Source organism: Paenarthrobacter nitroguajacolicus (genome assembly GCF_051027655.1).
Taxonomy (GTDB): Bacteria; Actinomycetota; Actinomycetes; order Actinomycetales; family Micrococcaceae; genus Arthrobacter; species Arthrobacter nitroguajacolicus.
This window is the reverse complement of record NZ_CP073234.1, coordinates 351,415-375,487: the sequence shown is the minus strand read 5'-3', so window position 1 is coordinate 375,487 and position 24,073 is coordinate 351,415. Positions and strand designations below refer to the sequence as shown.

Genomic DNA, 24,073 nt, shown 5'->3' with positions numbered 1-24,073 from the left:
TGTCACAAAACAACCTACTCCCGCGTAACAAGGGGCCGGGAGGCCTCCATTGCTACCCTGACAAGCATGGAACAGCCCTCTGAACGCAAGCCCCTCAGGGCAGACGCCGCACGTAACGTGGACAAAATCATCACCGCCGCCAGGCAGTGCTTCCGGGAACACGGCCCCGACGTACCCCTTCAGACCATCGCCGCCACCGCTGGAGTTGGCCCCGCAACGCTGTTCCGCAACTTCTCGGACAAAGAACAGTTGGTGCTTGCGGCTCTGTCGCGCCAGCTACGCCTCCATGTGGACCCGGTTGCCGCCGCCGCGGCTGACGGCATGGACGCCGCCGAAGGTCTCATCAACGTCATCGACGCCGTGATGAAGGTCGCCAGCGATGACGCGAACCTTCTCGACGCGGTCGCAGGCCGACGCGGCCTCCTCATGGGCATCACGGGCGGCCTCATCGGATCCATGGAGTTCCTCCTCAAGCGCGGGCAAAGCCAAGGCACGCTGCGCCGCGATATAACCATCGAGGACATGGTCAGGCTGCTCGCAATGCTGATCGGTGCAGTGGACACCATGGAACCCGGATCCGAGGCCTGGAAGCGCCCCGTGGCGTTGATTGAGGACGCCATCCGGACCGAACGCCCGTCGCGGCCGCTCCCCGAGCAGTCGGGCATCCCGGGCGTCACGCTCACCGAGGCCGTCTAGCCCCAACCCAGCAGCCGCAGCAATGCTGCGGCTGCGGCGCCTGAAATCACTACGACGAGGAACGGCGCGCGGAGCCAAAGCGCGACGGCGGCGGCAACCAAGGCGCCGATGCGCGCATCGAGGACCAGGCCTTGCCCTGAAGCCACAGCATTAACAACCGTCAAGGATGCCAGCAGCCCAATGGTCATGGTGCCGGCGATGTGCATGATGCGCGGGTTTTCCAACAGCTTGGCCGGGACGAAGTAGCCCACCAGCTTGGTCAAATACGCCAGCGCACAGGCAATGAGGATCCAAAGCCAGAGGTTCATTTCCTGCCTCCGTGTTCACGCTGGTGCTTCTCGGCATACGGATCCACGTCCGGTTCCAGTCCTTCATCCATGCGTGCGTGGCTGAACCAACCGATGACGCCCGCCACTACTGCCGCCACGAGGATGGGGACTCCGGAGGGAACGAACGGCACGGCCAGGATGGTGGCCAGCGCACAGGCTGCGGCAATTGCCCAGGGTTCCCGGCCTTTCAGCCTCGGCCACAGCAGCGCCAGGAACGCCGCAACTGCAGCACCATCCAGGCCCCACTGTTTGGGATCACCCATGGCGTCACCAGCCAACGCACCAATGGCTGTGAAGATATTCCATAAGATGAATATTCCTATGCCGGCAGTCCAGAACCCGCGGCGTTGCTCGTCGGGATCAGACTGGCCGGACGCCGTCGCCGTTGATTCATCGATGGTTACATGCGCGGAAACGTATCTTTTCCACCCACCGGGGCGAAGCATGGCGTTGATCTGCATGCCGTAGATGCCATTGCGCAAACCCAGCAGCGCACTGGCCGTCATGGCCGCGACCCCCGAGCCGCCACCGGCCACGACACCGATGAAGGCAAACTGCGAACCTCCGCTGAACAGCAGCAAGCTCAGCACCATCGTCTGCCAGAAATCGAACCCGGACGCCACAGCCAAAGCACCGAATGACACGCCATACAGTCCGGTGGCAATACTGAGGGACAGTGCAACCTTGAATGCCGGCGACTCCCTGAGTTTCATCGGGGCAGTACCGGCGCTCATTTCCGCAGGCTCCAGGACCACAGGATGAGCGGAATCTGCAGGGGCAGCCGAACCGTGTGGATGCGGCGTTCGGCTGCCGTACCGTTGGGGCCATACGCGCGCCGGAGCGCATCTATATGCCCTGCAAGGAATGCAGTGAACATCGCTGTGGTGGCGTTCGCGGCAACCTTGCGGGTGGCAGGAAGCAAGAGTCCGACGGCGGCAGTCACCTCAAGTAGGCCGGACGACGCAACCCATTCCTCGCGGGACATAACTGCCAAGGGGCCGTCTGGACGGCTTCCCGGCTCATCGTTGCGGCACAGGTAATCCGGAACCACCGGGTAATAGAACCTGGGAGTACGGAAGTGCTTGGCGGCGCTGGCCAGGAGCAGTGCGCTCAAAGCTAATGCTGAGGTGGTTCGGGTTGCTTGTGCTGACCAGCGAAAAGACATGAGACCACTCAATCACAAGCGCGGTGACCCCCAAAGCGAGACCCAACTGAGTCGCAGCAGAGCACCTTTTGACGGCTCAAAACGCGCTTTGCTGCGACCTAGTTGGGTACCATCAACTGCGCGAGCACTTGGGCCGGTTTATTGGTGGTGATTTCGTGGATGCCGAGTCCTTGGCAGAGGGCGACGTCCTTCTCCGAGTCAACGGTCCACACCCGGAAGATGCGGCCTGACTCCAACCAGCGCTGAACGTTCCGCGCGTGCTCCCTCACGTAATCGATGCCCGGACCGGCGATAGCTACTTCGCCTGCATCCAGGACGCGTTCGGCCTCGAGCTGAGTTGCCCGCATAACGTTCGCTACTGCGCCGCCAGTAAGGAACCCGAGGCCGAGCTCCTGCCGAATCTCTTTCACGGTGAAGTCGTCCACCAACTGGCAGATGTGCTCCTTGGGAACGGTCTGCAGCAAACGCTGAACGGAGTCGGTGTCAAAGCTCATGAAGGAGATTTGAATGTTCTCCAGCCGGGATTCCTCAGGTGTCCAACCCTCCTCCTCCAGCAGGGCAAGAACACGATCCTCCAATTTCAGTCCGTACGGGCTGGGGTGCTTGAGCTCAATGGCCAAACCAATGTCACGCCCGGCTGCACGGAGGATATCCAGCAACTCCGGCAAGGTAAGGAACTGGTCAGCTACTCCCCCGTAAGCATCCGGTATGCGGGCACCCTTCCACGACGAGAAGTCCAAGGCCCGGAGCTCCTCGAGAGTGTGCTCACCAACCGGGCCCGTTCCCGTGGAAGTCCGGTCCAGGTTCGCATCGTGCAGCAGCACCACATGCTGGTCCCGGGTCAGGTGAACATCGCATTCAACACCGTCGGCACCATCGGCGAGGGCCTTCAAATAGGCAGCCCGGGTGTGCTCGGCGAAGGCGGCACTGGCGCCGCGGTGGGCGTAGACCTTGGGCCGGCTCGGGGCGAAGTCGTCGCTAGTCATGCAGACACGTTAGCCCACCCTGCCTGACGCTCGGGGGCTACGCTTGGCTAATGCAGGTGAACTCTGAACAAATCCCAACCGAAGACGTCACCAACCCCGCTCCCACCGCCGGCGCCGCACCCGCACGAGGGACATCCGCCGTCGTCGCTCCCTCCGCGGGAGATATGGAAAAAGCGGCCGCGTTGCTCCGGATGAAACGGTTGGCATTGGCGCTGCTGATCGCGATGGCAGTGATCTTTACCGTGGCGTTCGCGTTCCAGAAGCAGTACCCGTGGCTCGAATACGTCCGGGCTGCAGCCGAAGGCGGCATGGTGGGTGCGCTGGCAGACTGGTTCGCTGTCACTGCGCTGTTCAAGTACCCCATGGGCCTGAAGATCCCGCACACGGCCATCATTCCGCGTCGCAAGGACCAGATCGGGGCATCACTCAGCGACTTCGTCGAGAGCAACTTCCTGTCCCAAGAGGTTGTCCAGGACAAGCTGGCAAGCATTGATATCGCCCGCAAGGCTGGGCGCTGGTTAGCCGGGCCAGGAGGTGCCGAGCGCGTGGCCAAGGAAGGCGGGGCCGTGATTAGAGGCGCCTTCACAGTACTGAACGACGACGACGTCCAGGCGGTAATCGAGGGCATGGTCCGCAAGCACCTCCTCACGCCGCCCTGGGGGCCACCGGTGGGCAGGATGGCCGAACGGATCTTCGCCGACGGCCACCACCACACCTTGGTTGACCTGTTGGTTGACCGGGCAGCCGACTGGGTGGACGCCAACCATACAACGGTGAACAGGCTCGTTTCGGATCGCTCGCCCCTGTGGGTGCCGACATTCGTTGACGGCCTGGTGGGTGACCGCGTCTACGTGGAACTGTCCAAGTTTGTCCGCGCAGTACAGGCGGACCAGAACCACCAGGTGCGGCAGTCGATCGACGCCTACCTGACTGATCTGGCCCAGGACTTGCAGCACGACCCCGCGATGATCGAGCGCGCGGAATCCATCAAGGCCCAGATCCTCGGTGATCCCGAGGTCCGCGAACTGGCGTCACGCACGTGGGGAACGGTGAAGACTGCGCTGCTGAACGCCGTCGACGATCCCGACAGCGAACTGAGCCAGCGTTTCAAGAGCGCCGTCCGGGACTTCGGCACTCGCCTGGTCAACGACGAAGAACTGGCCGGCAAGGTCAACACCTGGATCGGTGATGCTGCAGGCTATCTGGTAAATACGTACCGTTCGGACATCGCCGGGGTCATCTCAGACACCGTAGCCCGATGGGATGCCGAGGAAACGTCCCAGAAGATTGAGCTTCAGGTAGGCAAAGACCTCCAGTACATCCGCATCAACGGAACAGTGGTGGGTGCATTGGCCGGATTGGCGATTTTCACAGTGGCGCATCTGCTGTTCGGGTAACCGGCAGCACTAGAGCTATCCGATGGGCCTTGGTAGCTTCAACGCATGCCTATCAAACTTGAGAACGTCGGTATAGCTGTTCGCGATCTTGAGGAAGCAATCGCCTTCTTCACGGATCTCGGCCTCACGGTTCTGGGCAGGGACACGGTCAGTGGCGAGTGGGCCGACACTGCCGTTGGGCTGGATGGCAACCATGCCAAAATTGCGGTGCTTCAAACCCCGGACGGCAACGGTCAACTTGAGCTCTTCGAATATCTCCACCCTGACGCAATCGAGACGAACCCAACGCTTCCCAACGAGATCGGAATGCACCGTGTCGCCTTCTCAGTTGACGACATCGACCATGCCCTTGAGATCGCTGCAAAGCACGGATGCCATCCACTGCGTGGGGTGGCGAACTATCAGGACGTTTACAAGCTGACGTATCTTCGCGGCCCCAGCGGCATCCTGGTCATGCTGGCGCAAAAGCTCTAGGGAAGACAGAGCCATGCTGAAGCAAGTTGCTGAAGGCGTTCTGGTGCACGAGAGCGAATTCATCCAGAGCAACTGCACTGTGGTGCAGAGTCGGGACGGTGTGTTGCTGATCGACCCCGGCATCACCGTCAATGAAATGGCGGGTATCGCCAGCGACCTTCGCGACGTGGGCCAACCCGTCGTCGCAGGTTTCTCCACGCATCCTGATTGGGACCATGTGCTGTGGCACCCGGACTTCGGCGATGCGCCGCGCTACGGCACTGCCCGTTGCGCGGCTTCCATCCGGGACGTCCTGTCCCAGGCGGACTGGAGGGACCAAGTGGCTGAGGGTTTGCCGCCGGAGCACACCGGGCAGATCCCCATGGATCTGCTCGGACTCATCACCGGCCTACCCGCCGGCGCTACGGAGATTCCGTGGGATGGGCCCACCGTCCGCATCCTGGAGCACCAAGCCCACGCTCCAGGCCACGCAGCTCTCTTGGTTGGCGAATCCGGCGTGCTCGTCGCGGGCGACATGCTTTCTGACATCCTTATGCCGTTCCTCGACTTGGAAGCAGCGGATCCGCTCAATGACTATCTCAAAGCTCTGGACCAGTTCGAGACCGTGGCTGGCGACGTTGCTGCTGTGATCCCCGGCCATGGTTCCGTGGGTGGCGTTGGGCAGCTGCGGGAACGCATTGCCATGGATCGCGCGTACGTGCAGGCACTGCAGGTTGGCCGAGACCCCGAGGACCCGCGCGTCGGCCCATCTGCACCTTTGGATTGGTTGCCGGACGTGCATTCATGGCAACTCCAGCGGTTGGCAGAAAGAGGAACGAAGTAGTTCAGGGCAGGATCCGGGTGTACACCATGTCAAAGCCGTGTTCCAAAGGACCACCAGGGTAGCTTCCCCGTTCCAAGCGTGCATGGATGGCGTTGCCGTCCGCACTGAAGCGGCCAACGAAGCGTTGGGGCCAGTCAGGTCCATCCCGAAAAAGGGTCCACACGTTGTCCTTGAGCGTCATGTCGTAGATCCGTGCGACGCCGCGGGAGTCGAAGTAGTGCTGTTGGAACGCACCATCCGAGCCGGTGCCACCGATGATGCTGACCGCATTGGGATACTCGGACCGCTCGACTGTGGAGCGCTGGATAAGGAAGCCTCCGCTTTCCAGCCATTCAAAGGTGGTCCGGCCGGGGACTTCCAATCCAGGGACGGACGTTTCCCATTCGCCAATGAGGATGTTCAGTTGCTCTAACGTGGGTTTTGGATCCTGTGCCATGGCAGCCTCTCTTCGAGAGTATGAACAGGTTCAGCGTAGAACTCTTCTCCCGTTCAGCCCAGCAGGTGCACCATCTGACCAGGCCTTGCTTGTCCGATCAAGTCCAGGTCCTCGTCCCGGACCACTGCGATCACCGGTGACTCTGCAGTATCCGGGTGGGCGGCCAACGCGATAACCGGAAGGCCCGACGCCGGTAACAGGACGGAGCCTGATACCAGCGGCCGGGGTTGGGGTGCTTCACCGCCGGCATCCTCAGAGGCCGCTGCAACATCAAGCGGCCGGCCGGCCAAACGCGCACCTACCCGATCCGAGTCCGGCGAGAGAATCCATGGTTCGCTGGTCAGCCGAAGCCACGTACCGGCGTCGTAATCCCGAGCCTGGGGTCCGCGCGAAACTCTGGCAACCACAGGACGTTCCGGGTCCAAAGCACGCCGCGCAGGGTGCGCCACCTCGGGGAAACGGTGCCCGTGCGGCCGACCAAATGTCAGCGCCGCACCAGCTCGCAGCGGCTCTTCCTGGGCCGCAATGCCGCCTTGGACCCCCACGTAATATCGCAGACCAAACAGGGCTGGGCCGAACTCAAGCACTGCGCCGGGCGCCACCCGTACAGCCTTGTTGAAGGGCAGTTCGTTGCCGTTGAGTCTCACCATGCCCTCGGCCCCGGTGACTGCCACGGCCGACCCCGTGACGAACCTCAACTTCAACCCACCCAACAGCACCTCAAGTCCGGCCGCGGAGTCCGGGTTACCCAGTAGGGCATTGGCCATGTGCATGGACGCGCGGTCCAGTACTTGCTCCGGGCCGAGAACCAACGTGGCCGATCCCGGCTCCACCACTACCGCACCCATAGGGCCTCCCCAGTCAGAGCTTTAGGCGAACGCTTCAATCTGAACGCCGGCGTGTTCAAGGCCCTCCCTCACGGCAGCAGCCATGTTTACCGCACCGGGTGTATCGCCGTGGATGCACAACGAGTCGGCTAGCACTGGCACCACGGTTCCGTCTATGGCCAGAACCTCCTTGCGTGTTGCGAGACGCACGGCCTGGGCCACCACGGCGTCCGGGTCATGCAGCACGGCGCCTTCCTGCGTGCGCGGTACCAGCGTTCCGTCGGGCAGGTAGGCGCGGTCCACGAATGCTTCGCGGAACACCGGGTGCCCGGATTCCTCAGCAAGCCTCAGCCACGCCGAGCCCGGCAAACCCAGGACCGGCAGCCCGGGATCGTAAGCGTGGACGGCGGCCACTACGGCTTCCGCCTGCTCGGCGTCCCGAACGATCCTGTTGTAAAGCGCACCGTGGGGCTTCACGTAATCCACCGAAGCTCCGACCGCGTGGGCCATGCCGTCGAGGGCGCCAAGTTGGTAGAGAACGTCACCGAACAACTCGTCAAAGGTCATATCCAGGGAGCGCCGGCCGAAGCCGGCCAAGTCCCTGTACCCAACATGCGCACCGACGCGGACATCCAGCTCGAACGCCGCACGGCAGCTGTCCAGCATGGTGAGGGGATCACCGGCGTGGAAGCCGCAGGCCACGTTGGCGCTGCTCACGATGCGGAACATCGAGGCGTCGTCTCCCATGGTCCAGGAGCCGAATGACTCCCCCAGGTCAGCGTTCAGATCCACCGTTACCGCCTTCCAGCGTCGTGTTGTCCAAGACGTTCTTTGGTGCGTTTGGGAGCAATTCGCCAGGGATAGTGTCCGGCAGCGGGCCGAAAGCTTCCTTCGCGGTGGAGACCACGGCACGGCCCATCATCAAGTTGCCCGCACCACCCACCACGGCGCCGACGCCGAACGGCAGGGCGCGGCCGAGGAACGCGGTACCTTGGCGTTTCAGGAGGTTCTTCAGGAATGCGCGCTGGATGGAGTCGCGGATGACACCGAAGCCACTTCCGGGAATCTTCTTGGTAAGCGTCCGGCCCCAGGCGTTGGTCACGCCCTTACCGCGTCCTAGCGATTGTCCGCTCAGGGCGCCCAGCATGGACGTGCCTTCCTCGCCCAGCATGATGGCCATAACCATGGTTTGGGCACGCACAGGGTCAGTGAGCCGGATGCCGTGGAGCTCCGCCAGGGACGACGCATACAGCGCGGTGGTCTCCAGGAAGCCCACCGTTGCGAGCGCGGAAAGTCCCAGCGACGCCGCGGTTCCAATACCAGGCACCACGGCGGTAGCACCCACTGCTGCACCCCCGCCGGAAATGGCCAGTAGGTAGTGGCGCTCGAGTTTGGCGGCAAGCTGTGCCGGTGAATCGTTGGGGTGCCTGCGTTGGAGCCTGCGAAGGTTGGCCAGGACCAGGGGTCGCTGGACTTCGACAGCCTTCAGCAGCACATTGTGAACTCCGGGCTTGGCGTTGCCTTCGTTGTCAAACACTGCGTTATGGGCTGTTTCCTGGGCGATCTTCACCGCCGGGTTGGGGCGCTTGGGCATCTTCACCTCTCCTTGGCAGTTAGTCGTTTCACGGGGAACTGCTGGCTTCAGCCTATGCCACGCCTCCACGTTGCGAGACCTGTTCAGCGCCGTATGTGGACAGTATTCCGCGCAGAGCTGACCCCAAAACCGGGGTCCTGCGGCGTAGACTGGGATGCATTCACGGAAGCAGTCCAAGCGAGGACAGGGAGTATCCGTAATGAAGGCGACAGACAAGACCGAGCATGTCATCCGGCACCACACCGACGCTCCGGCGGAGGGTGAAACGGAAGGCTGGGTTTCGCACGATACCGGCATCCACAGCCAGGACGCAGCGGAAGGTCCGGACATCGACGACGACGACGACCCGCCGTCGGGCGCTTCATAACTTAGCTTCCTCCCGGACTTCGTTCCGGTCACCGGAACCCCCACCAACGGGACAACAGCCACACTTCCACAGCGTCATTCCGCAGGTCTAGGCTAGTGGGATGGCCGCGTTGAGAGCGCTGCGCCCCTTTGCGCACCGGGAATTCCGGGTGCTGATTTCTGCGCTGTCCATTTCCATCTTCGGATCCGGCATGTGGGCAGTGGCGATGGTCTACGAGGTGATCCATCTTGGTGGCGGTCCGCTGGAACTGTCCTTGGTTGCCACCGCGGCCAGCATCGGACTGGTGGGTTTCGTGTTGGCGGGCGGCATAGCGGCAGACAGGCTCCCGCAGAGACTCCTGATCATCGCCGTGGAAGGCGCCAATCTGGCTGTCATTGCCACGATCACAGGACTTGCCATGTTCAATGTCCTTCAACTGTGGCACCTCGCTATCGGTGCCTTCGTCCTGGGAGTGGGCCAGGCGTTCTTCTTTCCCGCGTACTCGGCCATCCTGCCGCGAATCCTGCCTGCGGACGACCTTCTGGCAGCGAATGGCTTGGAAGGCACTGTACGGCCGGTCTTGCAGCAGGCGGCCGGTCCTGCCCTTGCGGGAATTCTTGTAGCAGCGCTTTCCCCGGCGCACGCGGTCGCAGGAGTTGCTGTCTGCCATTTGCTGGCGTTCGGGATCGTGAACTTCCTGAGCCGCCGGACGCTGGGTCCAAACACCCCCGGGACTGGTGAGGCCCCGGCAAAATCCTCCCTCTTCAAGGACCTCCGTGAAGGATTCAGCTACACCATCCGAACACCGTGGCTTCTGTGGACGCTGATCTGGGCTTGCCTGTCCGTGCTGTTCCTCATCGGACCCATTGAGGTCTTGCTTCCCTTCGTTGTCCAGGACCAACTGGGCGGCGACTCGAGGATGTTCGGCTTTCTCCTGGCCATCATGGGCGTCGGCAGTGCCATAGCTGCACTGGCAACGGCGTCCTTGCGCCTTCCCCGCCGCTACCTGACCGTGATGGTGGTGACATGGGGGTTGGGGAGCCTGCCGGTTGCCGCCATTGGTTTCATGGACAGCTTCTGGATGCTCGGCGTTGCCATGCTCATCTTCGGAGTCACAGAGGGGATCGGAACTGTCATCTGGGGCACGTTGCTGCAACGGCGTGTGCCACGGCATCTGTTGGGACGAATTTCCAGCTTGGACTTCTTCGTTTCGCTAGCGCTAATGCCGGTGTCCATGGCTCTCGCCGGCCCGATCGCCGAGGTTGTCCCCATCTGGCTCATTTTCTTCATTGGTGGTTTGGCGTGCCCCATCATGGCCTTTGTGGCGCTGTTCGCCGCACGGATGATGACCGATGAGATCGAGAACCCCCTGCACTCCAGCGCTGTGGACACGGAATCTGCAGACACACAGCCTGACTCTGTGTAGCGTGTGCACTATCTCAGGAAGGACTTACCCATGGCCGCTGGCACCAAAGACGATCCCTGGCAGCTCACCACTCCCCCAGGCTCGTCCGACTACACAATGTACAAGGACGAGGCCGCCGATCCTCCGGTCCTTGTTTGCCAGGTGGGTTCCACAAAACTGCTGTACCAATTGCGTGCCATTGAGGACCTGCACGCATGGCTCGTAGAGCTGGGTGATTGGGTACCCCTCGGCGCCGCGGACGAAGGCAAGGATGCTGCTCCTGGAACAGTAGAGGCCTGGGGCCGCAGTGAGGACAACCCCGTAGGCGGTTGGTACGGACTTCGTAAGGGCTACCGTGGCCGGTTTGGGATGTACATGCCGCCGCTGCTGGAGGCTCTCGGCTTGGCTGAGCTCACCCACGAGAAGCGGAACAACACCATGCGGGCAGTCACGAAGTAGCTACTTGCCGGCAGCGAGCGTGCCGATCTCCTCCCCGCCCTGGCCGAATACCGCTAGCTTTCCGTCTTCCTGAATCCTTGCCGTAGAGGCGTTGGACAGCCATGTGTCGACGCCTTCGCAGGCCATGCGGGTGGAGGCGAACCCCCCGAACGCGATGGTTTTGCCGTCCTCTTTCCAGGAACCCATGAGCCTGTTGCAGCCATCAGTTCCGGTCGCATTACCATCCGATTTCAGCTCAAGGGAGGGTTGTTTGGGGTCGCTGGTGTCACCCCAGACGCCGACGAAAGGACTGGTGCCGCTTCCCATGCAGCCCGCCAACAAGGCGGCCGCAACAAACGCAAGGGAAACAACGCGGACGGTGCGGGTCTGGGTCTGCGCCATGCGGTCAGTCTAGGTTTACTCCTCCGGATTTCACCAGAGTTCGGACGACTGCCCGTAGACATCTGATGGCACCCGTACCCGCGGATCGTGCGGTCGGTCGCGACTCAGACGACCGACCGCACTAGCCCGGTTTACGCAGTGATGGCGCCCCGGGCGGGCCCCAGAACCCGCCACACCCATCACTGCTAACTCCGTCGATGAACCGCAACGCGGCCGAAAAGGGCAACGGCGCAGTACGCGGTTCAAACGACATGGGCACTGGATATGTGCTTTGACCTGCGGAAACGTGACGCGACGTTTCGGGAATTATTTCACTGACAAAGCTGCCTGGGGTCAGCATCACCGCGGTCGCGCCAGCAGCAGCACTGCGGCATTTGCTGCGACTATCAGTCCAATGCCCGCCCACTGCCCCACGGCAAGGTCCTCGTGAAGGGCCAGTGCGCCGATGATCGCAGCGAATACAGGGTTGATGCTCATCAGCACACCAAAGAGGTTTGCCGGAACCCTTCGCAGTGCGATCAAGTCCGCTACGTAAGGCAACACGGACGCAAGAACGCCGGCACCCACTGCGCACATAACTGCAAAAACATCCAAAGGTTGGTTCACGAAAATCACGATCGCCACCGGCAGGAACAAGGTTGCGGATACCCCGGTTGCGGCAGCTGTCCCCTCAATGCCCTGAATTCGCTGGCCAACGGTGCGGTTAAGAAGAATGTATGCAGCCCAGCTGCAGGCAGCGATGAGCCCGAAGCCGATGCCTGGGAAATCCATGGACGCTTTCGGCTGGGTAATGGCGATGACACCGATTGCTGCCATTGCCGCACAGAGCGCGCTGCCCTTCTTTCGGGAGCTGATCAGGGCTACTGCGAGCGGGCCCAGGAATTCCAGCGTCACAGCCAGACCGAGGCCGATCCTCTCGATGGAGGCGTAAAGCCCCAGGTTCATGGTGCCGAAAGAAGCAGCCAGCAGGAGAACCGGCCACCACTGCCTCCAGCTTAGGTCCCGCAGCCGCGGCCGAACCATCGGTAAAAGGACGGCGGCGGCAACGAGTTGACGGACCGCCACCACACCAACCGGCCCCATCGTAGGGAATGCCATGGACCCGGTGGCGGCGCCGAGCTGGTTGGACAGCGCACTCCCGATGAGCGTCGCGACTCCACCTGCCTTGCGGTGGGATTGCCCGGGGGCACCTGCTGGGAGGGACTGGACCATGTGGAAAGTCTGCGCTTTGGCAGCACTTCCGCTAAATGCACGAGCACCCACCTTTATACGCTGCACGCATGAATAGGATGGGCGGTATGGACGTTGAATTGAGACATTTGCGGTGCTTGGCCGCAGTGATGGATGAGGGTACCTTCACGGACGCCGCAATCGAACTCCGCATGTCTCAAGCGGCTGTTTCACGCAACATCGCAGCATTGGAACAGTCCCTCGGCGTGAGGCTCGTGGAACGCACCACGCGGAGCATCAGCCTGACCACGTCAGGTGAGCGCGTTCTCGCCAAAGCTCGGCGCATCCTCTCGCTCCTGGCAGACCTCGAACGCGACGCCCGGGCCGGAACCGGGCGAGTTCGAATCGGCTATGCCTGGTCTGCGCTGGGCGAGCACACCACCGAGTTCCAGCGTCGATGGGCTGCTGCATTCGTCACGACTGAACTGCAACTCGTCCGCTCCAATACGCCCACCGGAGGCCTGAGCGACGGGACCACCGACTTCGCCATCCTTCGCCGCGTACCTGCCACGGCCGCCGTCGAGCATGTCCGAATTGGTGAGGAAAAGCGATACTGTTCCATGTCCTCCGATGATCCCCTCGCCGCGAAACGCTCAGTGACGTTGGAGCAGATAGCGCAGCGGGCTGTGGCGATGGACCTTCGCACGGGCAGCACCAGCTTGGAACTCTGGCCTGAACACGGGCGTCCGCGGGAGGTCATTCCCATCCACGACATCGAGGACTGGTTGAACGTGATCGGCAGCGGCAAGGCCCGCGGTATCACCGCCGAATCGACCGCCCATCAATATCGGCGGAGGGGCCTCGTCTACCGTCCGGTGCGCGACGCCCCTCCTGTGCCGGTTTACGCTGCTTGGATCAGAAAGGATCCGCCGCGCGATCGCGAGCGGATCGTCGAGCTGCTCATGGGGTTGTATCGCTAGCTCAGTCGTCAAAGCGAAGCTGGTTGTCACTGCTGCCAGTAAGGTTGGCGATGATCTCTGACGCGACCGCATGAAGTTTCTGGTTTCGATGGCTTGAAGCTTTGGTCAAGACACTGAACGCCTCGTCCTGGCTGCAACGGTTCTGGGCCATGATGACGCCGCAGGCAAGATCAATGACTGTCCTGGAGGACATCGCCGTCTTCAGATCAGCATTGAGCTGCTCTACGGTTTCGATCCTGATGGCCAGGCGCAACGTACTGCCGGCTACGTCAGCAAAAGCGGCAGCTTCAGCCATCACAACATCCGTGAAGGTTCCAGCCGTAGGGGCGAAAAAGTTGATAACCGCTTCGGATGTCTCCCCAAGGTCCATAGGCACGCCCAAGGCGCTGTGGACGCCCTCAGCTTCCAAGGCTTTGCTGTACAACGGCCAGTTAGTGTCGGTGGCAACGTCCGCCAGCAGCACAGGTCGGCCACGGTCCAGGGCTTCCAGGCAGGGGCCCTGCCGAAGTTGCTGTTCAATTTTGTCCAGATACACGGCCCTCTCACTGCTGCCTGCAACAGTGGCGGTTCGTTTGCGCCGGCGCAACGTCAGGGCAGAGTCGATGTTCTCCCCGGCTACCTTGCTCATCGCATCGCAAGCGAAGCTGGTCACGCCATTGAGAATCCCGTGGATGTCGGAACTACCGACCACCAGCTCATGCAGGCTTCTGATGTGTTCGGCATTTCCGGTGGGTTCCATGAGCCTAATCGTAGGAACACTTCGGCTTCCCGTCACCCATTGCCCCGGAAACAGAGCAGGAGGTACAGTTCAAAAGTAAGTAAGCTGAATAGTTCACTTGGGAGCGAGCCGCCGCTTGCAGCGGGATATCTGCCATGGAAGATCCACGTCGAACAGCGCGAAACCTCATACGAAGCCGGACCATTGATCTTGAAGACCTCTGGATCAAGTACTGGGCCCATGGCGGAAATGCCCCCATTTTTGAACTGGACGCCTATGTATTTGAAATCCAGGAAGGGCACCCCTTCGAGCTGCGCATCTTGTCTTGGGCCCTTGAGGATTTGGGCGCCGACGCCGCCCTTTAAGAGTCCCGCCTGCGTGACTCAGCGCCAAACGAAGCCTAGAGGTTTTCCACCAGCGAGACGTCGCGGACGGCGCCCTTGTCTGCTGACAGGGCCATGGCTGCGTAAGCACGGAGCGCGGGAGACACGTGGCGTTCGCGGTCCTTTGGCTTGTAGCCGCCGTTGGCCTCGAGTTTTTCGCGGCGTTCCGCAAGGATCTCGTCCGAGACCTGCAACTGGAGCGAGCGCTGGGTGATATCGATGCTGATAATATCGCCGTTCTCCACCAGGGCGATGGCGCCGCCGGAGGCAGCCTCCGGAGAGATGTGCCCGATCGACAGGCCCGAGGTACCGCCGGAGAAGCGACCGTCCGTGATGAGGGCGCACTTCTTGCCCAAGCCGCGGCCCTTGAGGAATGAGGTGGGGTAGAGCATTTCCTGCATTCCCGGGCCACCCCTGGGGCCTTCGTAGCGGATGACCACCACGTCGCCTTCCTTGATGCTCTTATTCAGGATCTTTTCCACGGCCTCGTCCTGCGACTCGCACACTACTGCCGGGCCTTCGAAGATCCAGATTGACTCGTCAACGCCTGCGGTCTTCACCACAGCGCCGTCCACTGCCACGTTGCCGCGCAGCACAGCCAAGCCGCCGTCCTTGGAGAAAGCGTGCTCCACGGATCGGATGCAGCCCCCCTCAGCGTCGGTGTCCAGGGAGGTCCACTGGTTCGACTGCGAGAAAGCTGTGGAAGAACGAACGCCGCCGGGAGCCGCGTGCCATAGTGCCTGCGCCTCCTCAGTGGCCTTACCGCCGCGGATGTCCCAGTCGTCCAGCCAGCCATCCAGGTCGTTGGAGTGCACGGAGTGTACGTTCTTGTGCAAGAGGCCGCCGCGGTTCAGCTCACCCAGCAAGGCGGGGATGCCTCCGGCGCGGTGCACGTCTTCCATGTAATAGGTCTTGTCCCCGGCGACGTTCGGAGCCACCTTGGCCAAGCAGGGCACCAGACGGGACTTGGCGTCCATCTCTTCCAAGCCATAGTCCACGCCCGCCTCCTGGGCCGCGGCCAGCAGGTGCAGGATCGTGTTGGTGGAGCCGCCCATGGAAATGTCCAGGGCCATGGCGTTGTCAAAAGCCTCGGCAGTTGCGATGGAGCGCGGCAAAACGGAGTCGTCGTCGCCGTCGTAATAGCGCTTAACGAGCTCGACGACGGTGGCGCCGGCCTTCTCGTACAGCGCCTTGCGTGCGGTGTGGGTCGCGAGCACGGAGCCGTTGCCCGGCAGGGCCAGGCCGATGGCCTCGGCGAGGCAGTTCATGGAGTTGGCAGTAAACATGCCCGAGCAGGAACCACACGTGGGGCAGGCGTTCTCTTCGATGAGGTTGATGTCTTCATCGGAGATGGATTCATCCACGGCGTCGGCAATCGCGTTCACCAGGTCGAGGGAGCGTACCGAGCCGTCGGTCAGGGTCACGCGGCCGGCCTCCATGGGACCGCCGGAGACGAACACCACCGGGATGTTCAAGCGCAGCGCGGCCATCAGCATGCCCGGGGTGATCTTGTCGCAGTTGGAGATGCAGACCAAGGCGTCGGCGCAGTGTGCGTTGACCATGTATTCGACGGAGTCGGCGATCAGGTCGCGGGATGGCAGCGAGTAGAGCATGCCGGAGTGACCCATGGCGATGCCGTCGTCCACGGCGATGGTGTTGAATTCGCGCGGTACAGCGCCTGCAGCGAGGATCGCGTCGGAGACGATCCTGCCCACGGGGGCCAGGTGGGTGTGGCCGGGGACGAATTCGGTGAAGGAGTTGGCCACGGCAATGATCGGCTTGCCGATATCAGTGTTGGCAACACCGGAGGCACGCAGCAGTGCGCGGGCTCCGGCCATGTTGCGGCCGTGGGTAACTGTTCTGGAGCGAAGTGCAGGCATGATTACCATCCTGCTGTTGTTCTACGGCTGGCGGAAGACGGTGCTGCTACTAGTATTGAAAGTACCAGAGTAATAGTGTTGAGTGCGTGAAAGATGAGAGACGCAAAGAACTGGGGCTCTTCCTAAGGACCCGCCGAAACCAAGCCCTTCGTTCGGACTACGGATTGCCGCCCGTGGGTCGTTCCCGCGAACGCGGCCTCCGCCGGGAAGAGATCGCGTTCCTCTCCGGGGTCAGCGTCACTTGGTACACCTGGCTGGAGCAAGGCCGTGACATCAGTCCCTCGCGGCAGGTCCTTGAATCCATAGCACGGGCGCTGCATCTCTCCGATACCGGGTTGAGTTACGTGCTCTCCCTGGGTGGGTACTCGTCCGCCCTGCCCAAAGGACCGGTCGCGGCCGACGCTCCGGCCCATGTACAGCGACTTTTGGACGCCCTGGACCCCAACCCTTCCTATGCACTGTCCCCGGATTGGGGCATTGCCGGTTGGAATCGCGCATACGAGGCGCTGTACCCCAACATCGGAACGTTCGATGCCTCGGACCGGAACCTGCTGTGGCTGGTCTTCACTGACCCCTACATCCGCGATCTGCTGCCCGACTGGGACGTCACGAGCAAGCGCTTCCTTGCTGAGTTCAGGGCAGAAACCGGGCAGCGTTTGGGCGACCCCGATGTGGAGTACCAGGTAGGCCGGCTTAAGGACGCCAGCCCGGAGTTCCAGGAAAGCTGGGACCGCTACGACATCCTCGGCTTCGAATCCCGCGAGCGGCAGTTCCACCACCCCGCAGTTGGCGTCCTGCACATGGAGCACCATCAGGTCTCACCCTCTGACCGGCCCGACCTTCACATCGTCGTCTACACGCCGGCGCCGGGGAGTGACGCGGGCGAGCAGATGCAGCGGCTGATGGGTGTCTGATGTACATCAGGGGACCCGGCGGGGCTTGCCTTCAGCTGGGCTCCCTCTTGTTCAGGACGAAATCCGCCGGCGCCGACGCGACGCCGTTGGCCTGGACTACTACGTAGTGCTGCCCCGGGTAGTAGGACCGGGTTGTTATTGGGCGGAAGGAATGGGTTTTTCTGACAGTGACGGTCTCACCGGGCCCAATCCGGCGGGACGTGAGCTTGAAGGTTTTAGCGCTTACCGTGCCGTTGGCCCGCTGGAAACCGATGGAATAGTCAATGGCTGCTTTAGCGGGCTGGGGGCCTTCATTCACCACCTCGGCTGAAAATTCCACGGTTCCGTCCCATGCCACTGAAGTGTGGAGGATTCGAGGCTCCGTAACCACGAGCTGGCCACCCGAATAACCCAGGAGGCCGAGTGCATCCGGATTGCCTTGCTTGACCAGGGTCCTGAGTCCATGGCGGATCACCTTAGGTGTCGTGGCATCCGGCTTTCCTGACCAGCGGCGCGCAGTAGCTATGACCAGCTCCGGATCGATCCGGCTCAGATCGTTGAGATGGTTCGCCGCGGAACGCCGAACGTATTCGGCGGCATCTTGATAGGTGGCATCCAGGATCCCCTGCGTTGCTGTTGGATTGGCCACAAGCCAGGGAACTCTTTTGGCCCACGGCAAGTAAGCGCGAGAGCCCTCGGTAGCGAGCCGGCGGACGTTTTCGTCGTCGTGATTCGTCCAGGTTTGCATGGTCGCGATAGCTCGTTCCGGCCGGGCAGCTATGAGGTCACGGATGGCGAACTCCCCCGTTAGCCTGCTGGTTAGGCGGGACAGGACTGCAAGAGCGGCATCAAAGTCCGCGAGCGACGCCGACTGCAGGGCCCTCCCGGTCACGACTTCGGTTGCCGGCCAGACCATCCATCCCGTAAACCGAGGGTCGTCGAGAGCATCGAGCAAGACTTTCTCAACAGCGAGGTAGCCTGCCGGCAAGTCCTCAAGGAGCGCATCCCTGACGACATCAACACGCTGCCGGAGGCGCTGCCCGCCAAGCAAGTCACGTGAGCGCTCCAGTGTTGGCAGCTCAATGTTGGGTTCGGCGCTCATGAGGATGGATCGCAGTTCGGTGACAACACTGGCATTGATCAGCTCATCCATGGCGCCCATATATTTTCTCCTTCGCCGGTGTTGCCATGGTAGGCGATGGGAGTGACAACAAAAGCGGGCTGGTAACCCACGTTGTACTAGCGCGCAGGTGGGGAAGCGAGCGGTTGCTTGTCGAGCTGCGACGATTCGGGAGCTGTAGCCTTTTCGGCTGTAATCCGTCCTAGGATCACCACCAAAACCAGAGCCACAATCACGGGTATACACACAGCGAGAACTATGGTGCCGGTGTCCACTCCAAGGCCGATGAGAACGCCTCCGAATATGGGGCCCACTACCGATCCGAGTCGCCCCAATGAAGCTGCCCACCCTACTCCCGCGGTCACGGTCGCTTGAGGATACAGAGATACCGCCACCGCCGCCTGGCCGATCATGCCGGCTTGGAGCCCAAGACCGACGCCACCGAAGACGATCAGCAACAGCGCCTTATCCGGACCGAGGAATGCCGAGATGACGAGGAACACAACCGCTGCTGCTGAGGTCCAGGCCAAGACTGTGGTCATCCGGCGCCGACGTGATCCCAGAATCAACACACAGGCGCCAACGATGCTTCCTACGCCCAACGCCGCCGATCCTAAAGGTGCCAGACCAAGGCCGAAACCGTAGCTCGTAAGCAGGGTGGGCAGCCACGAGGAGAACACGTAGTAAACGGCGAAGATAAGGAATGAGAAAGACCACAGCAGAAGCGTCCTGCTCCGTACAGGCCCATCGAAAAGGCGGGCAACCGCGGCGTGGTGCTTGGCCACTGAAGGATCCATGGGAGTGATCGAAGGGTGTTTGCCCGATAGGCCGATCCACAGGAACGGCAGGAGCACGCCTGAGGCGATGGCTCCGAGAATGAAAACCCATTCCCACCCGAGCGCATTTGTGACAATACCCCCGCCGAGTCCAGCGATAAGGGCTCCGAATGAAATGCCTGTCATCACGACCACCGCAATCGACTGCCGCAAACGCGACGGATTGACAGCGGTCGCATGTGAGACGGCCGCAGGCAGCACGGCCCCTAGCCCCAGCCCGGTCACGAAGCGAAGGATGGTGAGCTCCACTATTGAACCTGACCACGCCGTCAGCAGTGAACCAACGGTGAAGAGCACAACGGCGGAAAAGATGACATTCCTTGTGCCCATTTTTGCTACTAAGCGTCCTACCGCCATGTAACCGAGAGCCACCCCAGCGCTCGTAAATGCGAGGGCCGGGGTGAAATGGGCGGGCTCAACTTCCCAGTCCTTTGATATAGACGGAATGGACACCCCGAGTGCGACGGTGTCATATCCGTCGAGCACTACAGCGGCAAATGCAAGGCAAAGCACCCACCAATTCGGCTTGATCTCATGGTGCATTTTGGGTTCGCTCATCGTGTCCATTGGACATCCTTAAGTTGTGAGGGCTTCGAAGTCGAAGCAGGGTATGCCGTCCGGGAACCATCGAGGTGCATAATTACTCATTTTCTTGATGCCATGTATCTTAGCACTGTGATTCTATAAAATGAGCTATTCCACGCATCATTCACTTTGGCAGAACGATGTGGCCTCCACAGGGCAATAGCTGTACAAAAAATCCACAATTCGGCGCACTATGGAGGCATGAACGCTCCCGGCGCCAACGGTTTTGCGCAGGGTGGTTCCGGTAGCTTCGGGGCTGGCCTGCACCCGTGGTGCCGTTATGTGGCTTTGGGCGACTCATTTACCGAAGGTTTGGGCGATCCTGAACCCCGGAGCCCCGGCGGCCTCCGCGGCTGGGCGGACCGGGTCGCGGAAGAATTGGCCACCGGTCACGAAAATTTCGCCTATGCGAACCTGGCCATCAGCGGGAGGCTGCTTCACGAGATTCTCGAAGAGCAGGTGGGTCCGGCCATCGAGCTCCAACCAGATCTGATCACTCTTAACGCAGGCGGCAATGACTTGCTGTTCCACAGGAGCGATCCGGACAAACTTGCCCTTAAACTGGACGCGGGCGTGGAAAGACTGGCCTCGACCGGCGCCACGATCGTGCTCTTTACCGGCCCCGACTGGGGTGCGACCCCGGTGCTGGGCTTGGCCCGCGGGAAGGTGGCGATCTATAACGAGAACATCCGGGTCATTGCGGCCCGGCATGATGCCCTCATCGCGGACCTCTGGGCACTGCGCCAGCTGACGGATCCGCGGATGTGGGATGCGGACCGGCTGCATTTTTCTCCGCTGGGCCAGCACACCATTGCCACCATGGTGCTCGACACCCTCAATGTTCCGCATACCCTGGAACCTTTGGCACCCAAGCCCCTACCCGAGCGGAGCTGGCGTGAGGCGCGGGCGGGCGACATCATCTGGGCTCGGGAACACCTCTTCCCGTGGGTGGTGCGGCGCCTGACGCAACGAAACGCCGACGACGGACGGCACCCGAAGCGACCCGAGCCAGGCCCTGTCTTTGGGGCAAGCATGCCTCCCGGGGCATACGTAGGGCTGGACCCGCGTATCGACTGAGACCAGGCATGAAATGCTCGACTACTCCGTGTTGCAGCTATGGAGTCCGTCACCCTTTGCCGCGCCTGTAGTGGTGTTGGCTGGATGAACGCTAAAATTTCACTTGCCGCAAGTACAAGCTCTTCGGCATCAATCCGCGTTGTATTTCTTAGGAGCGCCATACCGTGAGTGGGGGAACCGACCAGTCATGACGACAGGTAGTACCCCCAGTCCGCATCCCGGCACTTCAGCAGCCACCAACCAGCCTTCCTCCACTACGACGAAGGCCCCAAAGCCAGCAGCTCCTGCAACAAAGCCCGTAGCGTACCCGGCCATTTTGCAGGGGTTCCTCGGTTCGCTGTTCATGTTTGCAGGGTCCATTGGCATCGGATGGATCGCCAACGGATCCCCGATGATCCGCCACCCCATAGTCATTGCCCTGCGCACTGAGGGCTGGGGAGTAACGATCTCCGCCGTCCTCTTGACCGTAGGCGCCATGGTACTGGTTCGGTCCTGGCTAAGGTTGGGCCAACGGATGGGCAGCTGGGAGGGGAACTCCCTCAAACCGATCGTTGCAGCGATCGGAGCATGGTCCCTTCCGTTGCTGTTCGCCGTGCCCGTTTATTCGCGTGACGTCTACGCGTATATAGGCCAGGGCCGCCTGATGATGGAGGGCCAAGACCCTTACGACGTCGGCATCTCGGCTTTGAACAACTGGTTCGCCTTGGGTGCGGACCCGGCCTGGGCGGAAGCCCGGACTCCGTACGGGCCCTACTTCTTGTGGATGGCCCACGCCGTGGTGGCCATTACGGGCGCCCAGCCGGACGTCTCAGTCCTGCTGTTCCGGCTCCTGGCCGCCGGCGGAGTGCTGTTGTGCGTTGTGTACGTCCCCAAACTCGCGGAGCTTCACGGGATCAATGGTGCCCGGGCGCTCTGGATTGCGGTGGCTAATCCACTCTTCCTCATCAGCTTCGTCGCCAGCGCCCACAACGACGCCATCATGGTGGGCTTCGCGGTAGCGGGAACCTACTTCGCAGCCACCAAGCGGCCGTTACTGGGGATCCTGTTGGTCACACTTTCCATCGGGATCAAACCGGCCACCGTTTTGTTGCTACCCTTCATCGGACTGATGTGGGCCGGTGCCGGCGCGTCCTGGCCGCGCAAGTTTGGAATCTGGGCCGCGACCGCGAGCATCAGTTTCGCCATCCTGGTGATAAGCGGCATCCCATACGGCTTGGGCCTGGGCTGGGCCTGGGCCATCACGGACCCCACTCCCGGGTTCACCGGCTACTCGCCGTCGGGATTCCTCGGCCAGCAAATCGAGTTCCTCGGCAACGCCTTGGGCCTGCCTGGCAATGCAATGGCGGACGTCCTTCGAGCGGCCATGAAGTGGGGCGCGGTGGCCCTGGTCCTCGTCCTGATGTTCCGCGGAGACCACTCCCGCGTGGTGCGGCGCATGGCCCTCGCCTTCGCAGCTATCGTGCTGCTCTCCCCCATCATTCAGCCTTGGTACATTCTCTGGTTCGTCCCCTTCCTGGCCGTGACGGGGATCAGGGACGACTGGCAGATGCGGTGCCTCTACGTCGGCGTGACATTCTTTGTGGTGTTCGGCGCGCAGGACCAGTTGTCAGTCTGGTCCTTCGTGGAGGTCTCCGTGGACCTGTCCTCGTTGGCCTTCGCCATCGCGCTTCTGTTCGCGTTCTACCTGGTGTTCCTGGACATCCATACCCGCAGGCTTCTGGTCCAAGGCAAACTGTCGCGCTGGGTGGGGCAGACTGACCGTCGCCTGCTCCACCGCCCTCCGACTATCCGCTAAAGCGCTGGTTGAGGACCTAAAGCGCTGGCCTGGACCCTAAAGCGCTTTCGGGACCACCGGAGCGCCATCCCGGTTCACGCGGCGTCCCAATTCAATGGTCCGCTGCACCGACCACCAGAGCAGTACCACCAGCAAGACATTCCGGGTGGTGAGCACAGCTGCCATGATCGGGTGGGCGTGGATGAGCGGGGTGTAAAACAGCGGATAAATCACGAACGTGGTCATGGCAATCCCCATCAACAAGGCGGCTGGCACCTTCCAACGGTTCCAGTCGTGCGTCAGGCCGGCAATGATCACAGGGGCCAGCCAGATGATGAACTGCGGCGAGCCCACCTTGTTGAACACGATAAACGCCGTGGTCATCATTAAGGCACCCTCGAGGAACAGTTCCTCGCGCTCCGCTCCACGATTGAGTGCACGGATCAGGAGGATGGCGGCCGCAATCGCGGCAACTATCAGCAGCGGCTGCATCAGGAACGCCGCAACCTCGGCACCGGGCCCGTAGACCTCTGTGGAGTTGATGGCTGTATTGTCGGCCATTTTGGATCCGGCGATGTTGAAGACGCTCAGCCACACCCAGGGCGTGGAGAAAGTGGCTTCCAGCTGCATGCCGCGCTCGCCCTGGTTGATCAGGAAGTCCAGGATGTGGCTGAAGCCACCAGCGAGGTAGGTTCCTAAACCGACGACGGCGGTGACGCCTACCCCGGCAGCGATCATCTGCAGCCGGTTGCGGGAAGCGATGATGATGGGTACCAGCACCGCTGCAGGCCACACTTTGATCCACGTTGCGATGCTCAACAGGACGGAGGCAACAACCGGCCTTTGGGCAGCGCAAATCAAGGCAATCAAAACAATTGAGGTGGTGATGCCTTCAACGCGGGCAAAGCTGAGGTATCCCATGAACATTGTGAAGAACAGCCACCACCATGCGGGCGCGATCCCGGTGACCCGCCGTGGGCCACGCGTCAGGTACCAGAGACCCAACGCGTTGAGGGCCGTGATCAGCAGGGTCCACATCAGCAAGTAGAGGTCCGGACCGGCAATCCCCGCCAGGAAAATGGGAATCTGGGCCAGCACTGGATAGACCCAGGGGCTGATCTTCCCGTTGAGGTTCTCCGGGTTGTAGCCATCCATCGCCCACTGGCGGTATTGCTCAGTGTCGCTGAAGGTGTTGCCGCTGAGGAAGAAAGAAGCCATCCAGCACAGGAAGTAGAAATGCACCACGGCGAATCCCCACCACACGCTGGAGGGGCGGGCGAACCACGCTACAACTGCGGGAGGAAGGACACGGCTGCGGATACGGACCAGCTGGTCGAAG

Annotated in this window: 27 protein-coding genes; 12 read left to right on the top strand and 15 right to left on the bottom strand. The window is 61.8% G+C overall.

All coding sequences use genetic code 11. The features are described from left to right. Positions 1 to 66 precede the first annotated feature (66 nt). On the top strand, positions 67 to 696 hold the full coding sequence (locus KCX59_RS02000; RefSeq protein ID WP_178992976.1) for a TetR/AcrR family transcriptional regulator: 630 nt from the start codon (positions 67 to 69) through the stop codon (positions 694 to 696). Here the strand turns inward: KCX59_RS02000 and KCX59_RS01995 are convergent. The 4 genes from KCX59_RS01995 to KCX59_RS01980 form a co-directional block, all read right to left on the bottom strand. Continuing rightward, complete coding sequence (locus KCX59_RS01995; protein WP_091464797.1) at positions 693 to 1,004, bottom strand: AzlD domain-containing protein; 312 nt, start codon at positions 1,002 to 1,004, stop codon at positions 693 to 695. The genes KCX59_RS02000 and KCX59_RS01995 overlap by 4 nt on opposite strands. Further along, positions 1,001 to 1,759 carry an AzlC family ABC transporter permease gene (locus KCX59_RS01990; RefSeq protein ID WP_179017590.1) on the bottom strand — a complete coding sequence of 253 codons (759 nt, stop codon included), beginning with the start codon at positions 1,757 to 1,759 and terminating at the stop codon, positions 1,001 to 1,003. Before KCX59_RS01990 ends, KCX59_RS01995 begins: the two co-directional genes overlap by 4 nt. Next, entirely contained in the window at positions 1,756 to 2,190 is a 435-nt protein-coding gene (locus KCX59_RS01985) for a DoxX family protein (RefSeq protein WP_179017589.1), read from the bottom strand. The genes KCX59_RS01990 and KCX59_RS01985 overlap by 4 nt, the downstream gene beginning before the upstream one ends. Positions 2,191 to 2,288: 98 nt before the next feature. Beyond that, complete coding sequence (locus KCX59_RS01980) at positions 2,289 to 3,176, bottom strand: glycerophosphodiester phosphodiesterase family protein (protein ID WP_178992972.1); 888 nt, start codon at positions 3,174 to 3,176, stop codon at positions 2,289 to 2,291. Positions 3,177 to 3,226: 50 nt separating this feature from the next. On the opposite strand from KCX59_RS01980, the gene KCX59_RS01975 reads away from it, so the two are divergent. Genes KCX59_RS01975 through KCX59_RS01965 form a run of 3 tightly spaced genes read left to right on the top strand, consistent with a single transcriptional unit; the run spans position 3,227 to position 5,870 of the window. After that, on the top strand, positions 3,227 to 4,573 hold the full coding sequence (locus KCX59_RS01975) for a DUF445 domain-containing protein (protein ID WP_179017588.1): 1,347 nt from the start codon (positions 3,227 to 3,229) through the stop codon (positions 4,571 to 4,573). Positions 4,574 to 4,618: 45 nt separating this feature from the next. Next, positions 4,619 to 5,047 (top strand): VOC family protein, encoded by a 429-nt coding sequence (locus KCX59_RS01970; RefSeq protein WP_178992970.1) that lies wholly within the window; start codon positions 4,619 to 4,621, stop codon positions 5,045 to 5,047. Between the two features lie 13 nt (positions 5,048 to 5,060). Further along, positions 5,061 to 5,870 (top strand): MBL fold metallo-hydrolase, encoded by an 810-nt coding sequence (locus KCX59_RS01965; RefSeq protein ID WP_179017587.1) that lies wholly within the window; start codon positions 5,061 to 5,063, stop codon positions 5,868 to 5,870. Position 5,871: 1 nt separating this feature from the next. On the opposite strand, the gene KCX59_RS01960 is transcribed toward KCX59_RS01965, so the two are convergent. Genes KCX59_RS01960 through KCX59_RS01945 form a run of 4 tightly spaced genes read right to left on the bottom strand, consistent with a single transcriptional unit; the run spans position 5,872 to position 8,727 of the window. Next, positions 5,872 to 6,306 carry a hypothetical protein gene (locus tag KCX59_RS01960; protein ID WP_179017586.1) on the bottom strand — a complete coding sequence of 145 codons (435 nt, stop codon included), beginning with the start codon at positions 6,304 to 6,306 and terminating at the stop codon, positions 5,872 to 5,874. Positions 6,307 to 6,359: 53 nt separating this feature from the next. Continuing rightward, positions 6,360 to 7,154: a biotin-dependent carboxyltransferase family protein gene (locus KCX59_RS01955; RefSeq protein WP_179017585.1), complete on the bottom strand. Its 795-nt coding sequence runs from the start codon at positions 7,152 to 7,154 to the stop codon at positions 6,360 to 6,362. A 21-nt stretch (positions 7,155 to 7,175) separates the two neighbouring features. Next, positions 7,176 to 7,925, bottom strand: a complete 750-nt coding sequence (locus KCX59_RS01950; protein WP_179017584.1) for a LamB/YcsF family protein — start codon at positions 7,923 to 7,925, stop codon at positions 7,176 to 7,178. Then, positions 7,909 to 8,727 (bottom strand): hypothetical protein, encoded by an 819-nt coding sequence (locus tag KCX59_RS01945; protein WP_178992965.1) that lies wholly within the window; start codon positions 8,725 to 8,727, stop codon positions 7,909 to 7,911. Before KCX59_RS01945 ends, KCX59_RS01950 begins: the two co-directional genes overlap by 17 nt. Positions 8,728 to 8,926: 199 nt before the next feature. On the opposite strand from KCX59_RS01945, the gene KCX59_RS01940 reads away from it, so the two are divergent. The 3 genes from KCX59_RS01940 to KCX59_RS01930 all read left to right on the top strand — a co-directional run bounded on the left by KCX59_RS01940 (position 8,927) and on the right by KCX59_RS01930 (position 10,937). After that, complete coding sequence (locus KCX59_RS01940) at positions 8,927 to 9,094, top strand: hypothetical protein (protein ID WP_179017583.1); 168 nt, start codon at positions 8,927 to 8,929, stop codon at positions 9,092 to 9,094. A 100-nt stretch (positions 9,095 to 9,194) separates the two neighbouring features. Further along, entirely contained in the window at positions 9,195 to 10,499 is a 1,305-nt protein-coding gene (locus tag KCX59_RS01935; RefSeq protein ID WP_179017582.1) for an MFS transporter, read from the top strand. A 30-nt stretch (positions 10,500 to 10,529) separates the two neighbouring features. After that, the gene (locus KCX59_RS01930) at positions 10,530 to 10,937 is read left to right on the top strand and encodes a DUF6855 family protein (protein WP_179017581.1); all 408 of its coding nucleotides are present in this window, start codon (positions 10,530 to 10,532) and stop codon (positions 10,935 to 10,937) included. Here the strand turns inward: KCX59_RS01930 and KCX59_RS01925 are convergent, their stop codons facing one another. Then, a complete protein-coding gene (locus KCX59_RS01925; protein WP_179017580.1) occupies positions 10,938 to 11,318 on the bottom strand; it encodes an META domain-containing protein in 381 nt (126 codons plus the stop codon). It lies immediately after the preceding gene. A 339-nt stretch (positions 11,319 to 11,657) separates the two neighbouring features. Beyond that, positions 11,658 to 12,530, bottom strand: a complete 873-nt coding sequence (locus tag KCX59_RS01920; RefSeq protein WP_179017579.1) for an EamA family transporter — start codon at positions 12,528 to 12,530, stop codon at positions 11,658 to 11,660. 86 nt (positions 12,531 to 12,616) lie between these two features. On the opposite strand from KCX59_RS01920, the gene KCX59_RS01915 reads away from it, so the two are divergent. Continuing rightward, positions 12,617 to 13,468 (top strand): LysR family transcriptional regulator, encoded by an 852-nt coding sequence (locus tag KCX59_RS01915; protein WP_179017578.1) that lies wholly within the window; start codon positions 12,617 to 12,619, stop codon positions 13,466 to 13,468. A 1-nt stretch (position 13,469) separates the two neighbouring features. On the opposite strand, the gene KCX59_RS01910 is transcribed toward KCX59_RS01915, so the two are convergent. Next, positions 13,470 to 14,207, bottom strand: a complete 738-nt coding sequence (locus tag KCX59_RS01910; protein WP_179017577.1) for a GAF and ANTAR domain-containing protein — start codon at positions 14,205 to 14,207, stop codon at positions 13,470 to 13,472. 134 nt (positions 14,208 to 14,341) lie between these two features. On the opposite strand from KCX59_RS01910, the gene KCX59_RS01905 reads away from it, so the two are divergent. Further along, entirely contained in the window at positions 14,342 to 14,551 is a 210-nt protein-coding gene (locus KCX59_RS01905; RefSeq protein WP_091464767.1) for a hypothetical protein, read from the top strand. A gap of 35 nt (positions 14,552 to 14,586) precedes the next feature. Here the strand turns inward: KCX59_RS01905 and ilvD are convergent, their stop codons facing one another. Continuing rightward, positions 14,587 to 16,449, bottom strand: a complete 1,863-nt coding sequence (gene ilvD / locus KCX59_RS01900; RefSeq protein ID WP_178992958.1) for a dihydroxy-acid dehydratase — start codon at positions 16,447 to 16,449, stop codon at positions 14,587 to 14,589. 86 nt (positions 16,450 to 16,535) lie between these two features. On the opposite strand from ilvD, the gene KCX59_RS01895 reads away from it, so the two are divergent. After that, positions 16,536 to 17,363: a helix-turn-helix transcriptional regulator gene (locus KCX59_RS01895; protein ID WP_091464763.1), complete on the top strand. Its 828-nt coding sequence runs from the start codon at positions 16,536 to 16,538 to the stop codon at positions 17,361 to 17,363. 31 nt (positions 17,364 to 17,394) lie between these two features. On the opposite strand, the gene KCX59_RS01890 is transcribed toward KCX59_RS01895, so the two are convergent. Beyond that, positions 17,395 to 18,504: a DNA alkylation repair protein gene (locus KCX59_RS01890; protein ID WP_179017576.1), complete on the bottom strand. Its 1,110-nt coding sequence runs from the start codon at positions 18,502 to 18,504 to the stop codon at positions 17,395 to 17,397. 77 nt (positions 18,505 to 18,581) lie between these two features. Continuing rightward, on the bottom strand, positions 18,582 to 19,865 hold the full coding sequence (locus KCX59_RS01885) for an MFS transporter (protein ID WP_179017575.1): 1,284 nt from the start codon (positions 19,863 to 19,865) through the stop codon (positions 18,582 to 18,584). A gap of 219 nt (positions 19,866 to 20,084) precedes the next feature. Here KCX59_RS01885 and KCX59_RS01880 point away from each other — a divergent pair, with 219 nt between their 5' ends. Further along, positions 20,085 to 20,960, top strand: coding sequence for an SGNH/GDSL hydrolase family protein (locus KCX59_RS01880; RefSeq protein WP_179017574.1), 876 nt, complete (start codon positions 20,085 to 20,087; stop codon positions 20,958 to 20,960). Between the two features lie 187 nt (positions 20,961 to 21,147). Then, positions 21,148 to 22,755, top strand: a complete 1,608-nt coding sequence (mptB, locus tag KCX59_RS01875) for a polyprenol phosphomannose-dependent alpha 1,6 mannosyltransferase MptB (RefSeq protein WP_179017573.1) — start codon at positions 21,148 to 21,150, stop codon at positions 22,753 to 22,755. A gap of 36 nt (positions 22,756 to 22,791) precedes the next feature. On the opposite strand, the gene KCX59_RS01870 is transcribed toward mptB, so the two are convergent. After that, positions 22,792 to 24,054 (bottom strand): glycosyltransferase 87 family protein, encoded by a 1,263-nt coding sequence (locus KCX59_RS01870; RefSeq protein ID WP_370629188.1) that lies wholly within the window; start codon positions 24,052 to 24,054, stop codon positions 22,792 to 22,794. Positions 24,055 to 24,073 lie beyond the last annotated feature (19 nt).